The 9795-nt window shown below is 66.5% G+C and carries 8 protein-coding genes and 2 pseudogenes; 8 read left to right on the forward strand and 2 right to left on the reverse strand.

From position 1 onward, the window contains the following. Nucleotides 1–362: 362 nt before the first annotated feature. The 3 genes and pseudogenes from UK12_RS43730 to UK12_RS30585 all read left to right on the forward strand — a co-directional run. Nucleotides 363–645 (forward strand): annotated as a pseudogene (locus tag UK12_RS43730) (transposase); the annotation flags it as partial. Nucleotides 646–1175: 530 nt separating this feature from the next. Continuing rightward, nucleotides 1176–1691 carry a DUF7933 domain-containing protein gene (locus tag UK12_RS30575; RefSeq protein ID WP_045306460.1) on the forward strand — a complete coding sequence of 172 codons (516 nt, stop codon included), beginning with the start codon at nt 1176–1178 and terminating at the stop codon, nt 1689–1691. Between the two features lie 623 nt (nt 1692–2314). Next, complete coding sequence (locus UK12_RS30585; protein WP_052682312.1) at nt 2315–2911, forward strand: transposase; 597 nt, start codon at nt 2315–2317, stop codon at nt 2909–2911. 1659 nt (nt 2912–4570) lie between these two features. Here UK12_RS30585 and UK12_RS30590 read toward each other — a convergent pair. Then, nucleotides 4571–5014 carry a transposase gene (locus tag UK12_RS30590; protein WP_442973902.1) on the reverse strand — a complete coding sequence of 148 codons (444 nt, stop codon included), beginning with the start codon at nt 5012–5014 and terminating at the stop codon, nt 4571–4573. On the opposite strand from UK12_RS30590, the gene UK12_RS30595 reads away from it, so the two are divergent. Next, complete coding sequence (locus UK12_RS30595) at nt 4977–5423, forward strand: hypothetical protein (RefSeq protein WP_156179029.1); 447 nt, start codon at nt 4977–4979, stop codon at nt 5421–5423. The two genes, UK12_RS30590 and UK12_RS30595, sit on opposite strands and share 38 nt — an antisense overlap. A 495-nt stretch (nt 5424–5918) precedes the next feature. Here UK12_RS30595 and UK12_RS43735 read toward each other — a convergent pair whose 3' ends face one another. After that, nucleotides 5919–6080 carry a glycosyltransferase gene (locus UK12_RS43735; protein WP_231591453.1) on the reverse strand — a complete coding sequence of 54 codons (162 nt, stop codon included), beginning with the start codon at nt 6078–6080 and terminating at the stop codon, nt 5919–5921. Between the two features lie 542 nt (nt 6081–6622). On the opposite strand from UK12_RS43735, the pseudogene UK12_RS45225 reads away from it, so the two are divergent. From UK12_RS45225 to UK12_RS44630, 4 genes and pseudogenes are all read left to right on the forward strand, one after another. Then, a pseudogene (locus tag UK12_RS45225) lies at nt 6623–6706 on the forward strand (terminase gpP N-terminus-related DNA-binding protein); the annotation flags it as partial. A gap of 36 nt (nt 6707–6742) precedes the next feature. Further along, nucleotides 6743–8260, forward strand: a complete 1518-nt coding sequence (locus UK12_RS30600; protein ID WP_052682314.1) for a Mu transposase domain-containing protein — start codon at nt 6743–6745, stop codon at nt 8258–8260. Between the two features lie 94 nt (nt 8261–8354). Continuing rightward, nucleotides 8355–8534 carry a hypothetical protein gene (locus UK12_RS40200; protein WP_156179030.1) on the forward strand — a complete coding sequence of 60 codons (180 nt, stop codon included), beginning with the start codon at nt 8355–8357 and terminating at the stop codon, nt 8532–8534. Nucleotides 8535–9496: 962 nt separating this feature from the next. Beyond that, nucleotides 9497–9795: transposase (locus UK12_RS44630; RefSeq protein ID WP_269432055.1), on the forward strand; the 299-nt coding region annotated here is incomplete at its 3' end.

Raw genomic sequence — 9795 nt, forward strand, 5'->3', positions numbered from 1 at the left:
GCGGCAGCGAGGGTGGACTCAACCGGTCGAACTCCAAACAGAGATAAGAAAGTTGAACATGAGGCAGTCGATGGGGAGAGTCGGCTCCTGTCACGATAACGCCGCCACCGAGAGCTTCTTCGCCGTGCTGAAGGAGGAGATCGGCACCCGCATCTGGCCGGAGCGCGCCAGCGCCCGCGCGGAGGTCTTTGCGTTCATCGAGGGACCCTGTTGCCCAAGCAACAGGGTCCCGAGACCTTCTACAGCCGTCGGCGCCTACGCAAGCACCCCGACTGGGGCTACCTCACCCCATTCGAGATCCGGCAGCGGCACCACCAAGATCACACCCTCGCAGCGTAGAAGACTGGTGTCCAACCGCAGGGTGGAACTTCACCGGCTACAAGACCCAGGCCATCGAACATGGAGCACGGCTCGGCATCGACGTCGACGTCGTACCGCGAAACACGCAGGTCAAGGGCTTCGCGGTCGTTCCGCGAAGGTGGGTGGTCGAGCGCAGCTTCGGCTGGATCATGATGCATCGCCGACTCGCCCGCGACTGCGAGACCAAGCCCCAAACACTCGGAAAGCATGATCCGCCTCGCCATGATCTCGAACCTCACGAGACGGACAACGGACGAAAGCACCATAACTTTGCACAATCTATGAACTATCCCGCATCCAAGCAGGACGTCCTCTGACCAAGGTCCGCATGAACGCCTATCATGCCGCCGAGTTCCTGCGCGCCCTGCTCGTCCTCACGGATGCCGAGGTCGCCCGGTAGCCGTGCCGGCTCGCATTCCGTCGGTGGCCAGCGTGTGGCCACCAGTGAGATCGCGAAGTGCGGCTGGAGTACCGGTCGACGCCGAAGCAGGGTGAGGAATCTCAGCGAGCGTAGCGAGGGACAGCATCGCCGACGCCCGTGCCAGCAAGGCCTTCCATCGGCGGGGCGGTGACGTCCCGTCAGATGATGCGCCCAAAGTCGATCCAGGAGTCGATGCTCATGCCTCCACGCGTAGGCGCGGCGCGGAAGGATGGGTCGCACCCGAGCTAATAATGGGTAAAACGGAGCGAATTGGACAAGCAGATCGTTCCGCCACCGTCGCGCGCCCGAGGGTGCCGTGGCCGCGGGCTCTGGCAGTCGTCAGGTAGCCCCCGTCACGCGAAGCGACCCCCGTAGAGACAGGAGAGACACCTTGATGAAGCAGACGCACTGCTCCACCCGCCGACGACTCACCGCCCTGGCCGCGGTCGCGGCCGTCGCCGCTGTGCCGATGGTGGCGTTCGCCGCTCCGGCGCAGGCCGCGCTTTCTTATCCCCAGCTGGTGGTCCAGAAGTCCCACTCCCCGAAGACCTTCGAGCAGGGCGAGACCGGCCGGTACATCGTCACGGTGACGAACGTCGGGACCGTGCCCACCCCCGGCACCATCACTGTGGCCGACACGCTTCCCACCGGCCTCAGTCTGGCCAGCCCCTTCCCCACCTCGACCGGCTGGACCTGCATCACCCCGAGCGCGAAACTGCTCGTATGCGACACCATGGCCCCCGTGGCGGCCGGGGCGTCGGCCCCTCCTCTCACCATCCCCGTCAGGGTCGACCGCGATGCCCCCGCTGTGGCCGTTAACACGATCCGGGCCGGCGATGGCGACAACGTGGGCGGCGACACCTCCGCTGACGTCACCCTCATCAGTCCCACGGACCACCACAGGCCATAACCCGGCTGATGGGCTGGATGGGAGTTTCAGCAGACTCTGCTGCATGTGAATGAGCGCCATCCAGAATTCGGAGGTGGGAGGCCCTGGCCTGGGGCCGGTGGGGTGTGAGCGGGGCGGTCGGAGGTTGTGATCGTCGACTTGATCATCCGTCAGTCCCGCACAACCACAACGGCCCCCGGCGGGTTGGCAGTCTGTGACGAACAACCATGATCCCGCCGAGGGTACTCACCCCGCTGTTTACCAGGCCGTACTCTCGCTGTCGAGCGGCAGCACGCCCCGCATGGTCGCCGACCTGGTATGGGCTACTGCAAGATGATCGGCTCGCGCTGGCGCGAGCTCCCGCCCGGCGAGATCGCGGTCCTGAGCCTGTCTGACATGGCCGACGGCGACGGTGTCCCGTTTCCACCGTGTGCCGCGGGGGTGTTGGAGGCGGTCGACCTCCTCGCCGCCCGCACCCCGCGCCTGGATCGCGTCCTGAAGAAGATCGTCCGAAAGGGTGGCGTCGTCCCGATCGACGGCATCCTCGTGTGCACTTGCCGACGCACCAGGGCGACGTCGTTCAGAGGATCTGTCCGGCATGATGCTGGTTCAGATAGGCGCTGAGGGTGTGGGGTTCGCGGGCCATGGCCACCCTGCGCAACCTCGCCATCGGCGCCCTGCGGCACTCAGGCCACGACAACATCGCCGCCGGCATCCCCGACCACGCCTGGACGCCGATCCGCTACCCCGAGGCGTTCGTCGACCCCGGCACCGGTGAGCTTGTCTCCGATGCCGAGGTCGCCGAGACCCGGTACACCGCGTTCACCGGCCGCAAGAAGGCCCAGCGGGCCACCGCCTGGCGCTACCACGCCGTCTTCACCGACAGCCCGTTCACCATGCTGCAGACCGAACTCCAGCACCGGCAGCACACGGTGGTGGAGCAGGTGATCGCGGACGCCAAGTCCGGACCGCTCGCCCACCTGCCCTCCGGCGGCTTCCAGGCCAACAACGCCTGGCTGACCCTGTGGGCGATCGCGTTCAACCTGCTGCGGGCCGGTGGCTGCCTCGCCGGTTCCTTCCACACCCGGGCCACCACCGCTGCCTTGCGCGCCCACCTGGTCAACGTCCCGGCCCGCATCGCCCGTTCAGCCCGTCGGCTGACGCTCAACCTGCCCGACCGCTGGCCCTGGCAGCACGCGTTCACCGACCTGTTCGACGCCGCCCACGCGCCGCCGGCCTGATCACCGACCCGACCACCCCGCCCGCCAGGGCCCGACCGGAGCAGACGTGGAAGAGCTGGGCAGACCAGCGGACACCGCACACCCTCCAACCAGTCACCCCCACAAAGCCACCGCTGCGATCAATCAAGTTCAGTTGCCGGGTGACTCCTTATTGCCCGGACACATCCACTTTTGGCTTCAAGGCGCCACGACGTACTCCGAATGGGCGTCCGCGTTCGTTTCCCCGGCTCCCGAAGTGAGGCCGAAATGCCTCGAGAATACTGATTACATCATGCTGATGTTGAAAACGTGGCCGCTTGCGTCAAGTCAGCAACTATCATTCACTCGATTAGGGTTTGTTCGGTGCTGCAGTGCGCCGGGGTGGGGCGGCCTGATGATGCCGCCATTTGGGGTAATAGGGGTGCGCCGGAGGCGCTCATTCCTGCCACTTTGACGGCCACGGGGAACATCGGACCGTTTCTCGAACCCCGCTGAGTCACCCCCTGCATGATGCACTGCTAGCCAAGGGCCGGCACAGCTGATCCTGTCGTCGGTAAGTGCACCGATATACTTCCCGCAGCTTGCATGCGACCAGGGCTAGCGACCACCGCGCCTGCCTCCTCTTCGGCGCGGCTGCTGGGTGAGTGATCATGAGAAGGCGTCATGGAGTCCGGGCGGCATCCATCTGAGCTGGAGAGGTTTCTGATCTTTCACTGGAAACTCGCCAGCGTTTCAGCTAGCCACCTGCAGTCAGTCGATACCTCTGTGAAAGGCTTAAATTATGCGGAGCACCAACCGGATCCCGAAGCGGCACAGATGCGACTTTGAAGCCTATCCTAAAATCAGTTTCCTTGCCAGCGCGACCGCTGCGCGCGAGCCTGTCACCTCATGAAGCGCGCAGACAGGATCAGGATTTCCCAGTTTCGCGAAGGACTGGCTGAGTTCTTTTCCGAGCTCGCCGAAAGCTCTCACGACTTTTCCAGTCGGGATTCCGAGGTATTTTTCTCCTCAGACGGCAATGCGATGGGAAGCGGGAATGACTCTGGATCGCCAGTCATCTCCCTGCCAGAGCAGCTGTCGGAGTGAGTTTTCGTTCGCTCTTTCAGAGCGGCCACTGATTGGGTGATGCGTCACGGTGGCACAACGCGCGAGGCTTCCGGGTTGTCGACCAGCAGATAGGTGCGGGAGTGGTCGCGACGAGGGTGGCAAGCAGAACGGGCACGAGTCCAGGTGATCATGGAGTCTGAGCTTTGCCCTGTGACGTGGACACCCTGACACCTGGATCTTGTAGATCCAGGAAGGGAAGTCCAGGTGGGACGTCCGTCGAAGTACTCGGACGAGTTCCGTCGTGATGCCGTCGTGCTGTACCGGGCCCCTCTCTGACAGTCTCGACTGAGACACCTGGTATGTCGGGTTAGCCTCGATACCAGTGCCTTAGTAGTCCCAGGCTCGCCTGACCGTGACGGGTGGGTTGATCGGGGTGGTCTTGTGGTGCGGCGCGATGGTGACTGCTTCAACTGGGTCTCGGGTGGGCTGTGGCCAGAGTTTGTGGTCGGCCCGCTTGACGCCGAAGTTGGACATCTTGCGTTTGACGACGCGGGCGTTGGAGCGCCTACGGCGGGCGGGGAGGAGGTGGCGGACTATCTCCTGCAGCCGTCGGCGAGGGCTGCGGCCAGGTGGTCAGGGGGAAAAGGCCGCCTGCGCGGCGACTTGGCGTCGAGCGAGGCGGAGGGTGCGGGTGAAGGAGAGCCGGTCGGGGTCCGTACCGGCGTCCTCGGCGGCGGTGTGCATGAGCTGGCGGATCGCGTGGTGGACGAGCTGGTGGCCCCGGACCTCCTGCTCCACGCCTTCGGGCGAGCGGGAACGAAGGACCTGGGCGGGGCCGCGCTGGTGGGTCTTCAGCTCGTCCAGCGTGGTCTCGATCTCCCATCGCTCGTTGTAGCGGGCCGCCAACTCTGTTGCGGGTGCGGACTCGTGGTCGAGGATGATGGTGATCAGCCGGTAAGGGACGGTGTGCTGCGGGCGGCCGGGGTCGTCCAGGGTGTACGCCCCGCGGATGGTCAATCGAAGGGCCCGTTGGAGCGTCGTGACGACGGCAGCCCTAGCGGCCGTACTGGCTGGCACAACGGTGGCGGCCGCGGCGACGCCGTCCAACTCTGACCTCCAGGTGGTCCGTCTGGATCCCGATCCCGCCGGGCCCGGTAGCGACACCACGTTGCACGCCTTCGTCGCCAACGGTGGCCCGGACACGACGGCCTCGCCGTTCACCGTGATCGTCGAGCTGCCGTACGGCTTCACCGCGCACGGGCCCTACTTCCCCGCCTCCTGCGTCAGTTGGCTCAACAACAACATGGTGCAGTGCGCCTTCCCGGCCGGGCTTCCGGCCCTGCGGACTGCGACCGCGCTGATCCCGATCCACGTGGATCCGAGCGTGCCGCACGGCACCAAGGCCGATTGGCACCTGGAGGTGTTCAGCGAGGACCATCACTACGAGTCGGACGAGAGCACCCTGTTCACGCTCACCGTGAGCTGAGCGGGCGCTATGGTGGCCGCGGCCGCCGTGTCATGGTCTTGAGTCACACCTCGCCATGACACGGCGGCCGCTGACACCTCCGCAGGCATCACCGACCACGCTGACCAGCACCGACACCACCCAGATCACGATCTGCAACTGCCGTACGTGCCAAGCCGGGTGCGGGCCAACCGGAGTGCCCTGGAAGAAGGGAAACGAGCTACTGACCGCTCCAGGCCGACCGGCAGATGATCCCCACCCCCCTGGTAGCCGTCTCCGGAGAATAGAGCCGTAGCCAGTACGTCTTTAGTTTGACGTCTGAGCCTGGTCGTGTGCCCGCAGACTGTCGAAGCCGGTTCACTCGACCTGCTGAGATCTCCAGGATCCGGGAGCATGTGACGCGGCCGTTCCTCACGCTTCGAGATGCCGAGTAACGGAGCGTGAAGGAACGGCCGCTTGGCCCGTCTCAGCACCGATTGCATCGGCTCAAGTCACAGGGCTACCCACCAGCAAAGATCAACTGAGATGGGACAGGAGGCGGACAGCGGCGTCCGGGCCGCCGGGAGCTCTCAACGCCCCGACAGCGGGCCCCAGATGGTCGGGCTCCCACTCGTTGTCGTCGTCCAGGAAGGCGACGTACCGGGACGAGCTGAGCCGGATCCCGACGTTGCGTACCACGCCCTGCCGGGTGTCCTTGGTGGCCTGGCGCCGGTCCGGGGAGCGAGGCGGTGGAGACCGGGCAGGCACTGCCGGCCGTCCCCTCGGAGGGCGGGATTCATCGCACCGGTCTGCGGGCGGCCTTGGAGAGTGATCGAACTGGGATTTTGCGCGGGGTCTCCGAGGTGCGTGGCTGGCGCGGTTGAGATCACACATCATCAACGAGGTGCCTGCGAGCTGATTTATGCGATGTGCGAGTGCCGATCTGCATTCGATCCCAGCGGTGCTCTCTGGAATTACTCGGAGTGGCGGTGATTGATCTTTTTTCGTGGTCCGAAGGTCGGAAATAATGACCGATCTGGTGGTCGTTCCGTATTTAGAATAGCTAGTGCTCGCCGAAAATGTCCAGCTCGGCAGTGTTCGGAAGACGCTTGTCCTATATGATCTATCCGGTCTTCGTGCTAAGTTTCACGCTTGCCTCAGGCATATTCATCGGCTTGGGGTGCATATTGTCGGGTTGACTGGCAGGGGGTCTGTTGCTCAGCTGTGAAGAATATGTGGATGTGTGCGAGCTGTATCGCCGGGGATGGTCCACGGCAAGGATTTCCCGGCACCTCGGCCGTGATCGGAAAACCGTGAGGTCATATCTCCGGGGGGAGCGGACCCCGGGTATCCGCAGTTCTGTGCCGGAAGCTTTCCTGCGGTTCTTGCCGTACTGTCGCCAGCGGCTCTCGGAGGATCCGCACCTGCCAGCGGCCGTTTTGCTCGGCGAGATCGCCGACCTCGGCTATACGGGCGGCTACTCGACCCTCACCCGCTCCCTGCGTAAGCACCGGGTCCGGCCTCCGTGCGAATGGTGTCAGGAGCCCATCACCAGGGATGACAGCAGCCCGGTCGTCCCGCAGCCGACTGCCGAAGCCGTCCGGTTCGAGTGGCTGGAACTCCCCGGACCGTCGGCGGGAGAGGGCCGCGAGGGCCGCGCCTACCTGCTGCTGGGCTCGCTCACACACTCTGGCCGCTGGCGCGGCGCACTGGCGGAGGACCAGGACTTGCCACACCTCGTCGAAGCCATGGAGCACGTGATGAGACGACTCGGGGGCACCCCCGGGCGCTGGCTTTTCGACCGGACGCCGCCCATGTGCCACCCAGGGACCGGCAGAGTGACAGCGGCCTTCGCACGTGTCGCCGAGCACTACGGGGCGAGAGTCGAGATCTGCCCCCAGGACCACCGCCGACACCTGGCGAACGAGACTCTCGGCAGGGCTGCCCGCCACTGGTGGACCGCGGTCAACAACGGGGCCACGGTTCAGGACGCGCAGGACAGCCTCGATCAACTCGCAGCGCGGATGGACGGTCCCGGTCGGACCTCCGTCGACGCGAGCGCCGCAAAGGGAGCGCCGGCCGGCACGGAACCACTGAGGGCACTGCCCCCCACGCCTTTCCCAGTCCAGGTCTGCGCCGATCGCACCGTCGATCACCAGGGCCTGGTGCCCTTCCGGGGGAACTTCTACGCCGTGCCTGACTACCTGCTCGGCGCTGTCGTGAAGGTCCGCCGGCGTCTGGGCGATTCCTACCTGTCCATCGCCACCGCCGGCGGAGCCGTCATCGCCCTCTATACGCTCGCCCCGCCAGGCGCCGGGCTGACGGTGGCCGAGCACAACGGCGTCATCGTCCTGGAGCGCCCTGCGGATCCGGTGCGCACCGTCGTCCCACCCTGCCGGAGCCAGACGCGACGTCCGCCCTCCGGAGAAGCGCTGGCTGCGGCCGACGCACTGCGCAGACACGACTCGGCGCTGCAGCCTGCACCTTCCGCAGCGGAGGAAGGCCCGGTGGGCGGCACCCCGTCGGAGACCCGTACGGCAGCGGAGCCGGGCAACGGACCACAGGACGGCAGCAGCCCCCTCCCCGACGCCACGCGATGCCCGAGCATGTCCACCATGTCTCACCGTCGTGCGGAGACGGCGCACACGACACCCCCGGCGAACCCACGGCCTCCGCACGGGCGGCAGGATCCTGCCCGTCCTCACGGACGAGCTCGATTGAGGGCCGAATCCCTGCTGTCCCGGCGCCGTCGGCAAAGTGGGTGTGCACGCCGGCCGGCTCCCCCGGGTGCGCCGCGGCAGCCGAGCGAACAACGCGGGCCCCTGATCGGCGCCGAGGCCGGAAGCAGCTACTTGCCGGCCGATGTGCCGATCGTGTAACAGTCCGCCGGAGCGCATGTCCGGCGCCGGTGAGAACACCTTGTCCCAGGTGCAAGGGTCTGATGGGGGAGCCGAGTTGGCAGGTTTGAGTGATGTGACGGCACGTTGGAGACCCTGGCGGACGCCGCGCCGCGACCCGCTGGCGGACCTCGTGGCGCAGGCGGTGCGCCTGGACTACGGCGGCACCGTCGCGCGGTACGGGCGGCCGAACGGTGCACCCGCGGCGAGACCCGCAACGGAGTTGTCGCCGGTGGTCGAACGCTACCTGCGCTGAGTAGCACGCACTCGGGGCCGCGGCCAGGTGCGTACCACACGCCTGAAACAGCGTCAGCAGTTCGCTGGGGACGCTCTGCCGACCCCGCACCTGCGGCGGAGCCTTGGCGACGGCTGGCGGCGGGCGCGCAACTGCTCCGGTGTTACCCGGGAGTGTGTAGACGGCCGACGTCGCCGCCCGAGGGAGCAAGCTCGGACCTGCCAGCGACGCTGGGCGGCCGGGTGGCCGAGGGCGCCTGGCTCGACCCGGCCCGCGAGCGCCTCCCGGTCACCGTCCTCGGCTCCGTCGTGGCCGAGCGTCTGGGTATCTCGTCCTGTGCCTCGCCACGCGCGCTGCGTGGCGAGGCGCACGCCGCACCACTGGCCGGTCCGGGGCGTGTTCTGCACGACTACTTTCGCCTCAATTCCCCGCCGTCCTGCCCGGCCACCTTGGTCACAGCGACCACCGCGCAGCTGGCCGGGACACCCCCGGATCTTCGTCTTTGCCGGGTACCGCACCAGCCCCCGACAGCATCCGCCACCCTCCCACATCGGACACCACCTCGGCATGTGAGCCTGATGGGGCGGGGGCGGGGCGCCCGTCTGAGGTGACCCTCGGGACGTGGACACAGGGTGACAAGCGTCCTTCGGGGACGTGCGACCGACCAGTCCGCAACATCAAGTGAAGCCTGCAGCCCGTCGTTTGGAAGCGATCCGCAACCCCGTCATGGGTCTTGGGATTGGCGCGCATGTTCGCGGGTTCCCCATTCGGGTGATCTCGGCGCTGTCGCTCCATGAAGACAGGGCCTCTGCGCAGCTTGGAGGTTGTCGAGACCGAAAAGCTGCGAGGAGACCCTGTTGCCGCTTTCGTGCACCGTCGCCGCGGTCGGCGGCAACTCCGTTCCCCCAGGGTGTGACTGCTTCGCGCACCGGTACGGCAACGCGGGCGACCATGGCGAGCGTGTTCGACGCTACAACAGCGACATGACCGACGCCGAGTGGGCGGCGGTGCGGGACCTGCTTCCGGCGCCGGCGTGGATGAGCGGCCGGGGCGGGCGGCCGGAGGGCTGCTGCCACCGCCGGATACTCGACGCGATCCGCTACCTCGTCGACAACGGCGTCAAATGGGCCGCGCTGCCTGCCGCTTCCCGCCCTACAAACGGGTCCACCAGGGGCGTTTCAAAGCAATGCCGCGAAGTTACGGCTGCTGCGGCGCTGTCAAGGCGTCGGCGGAGGGTTCGCGGAGGTGGACTGTGTAGGTCGCACGTCTGGACGTTCGGCTC

Source organism: Saccharothrix sp. ST-888 (assembly GCF_000955975.1).
GTDB lineage: Bacteria > Actinomycetota > Actinomycetes > Streptomycetales > Streptomycetaceae > Kitasatospora.

Excerpts from the sequence above, each read along its gene's own strand:
- UK12_RS30575 (WP_045306460.1), top strand. The coding sequence starts at position 1,176 with ATGAAGCAGACGCACTGCTCCACCCGCCGACGACTCACCGCCCTGGCC.
- UK12_RS30585 (WP_052682312.1), top strand. The coding sequence starts at position 2,315 with ATGGCCACCCTGCGCAACCTCGCCATCGGCGCCCTGCGGCACTCAGGC.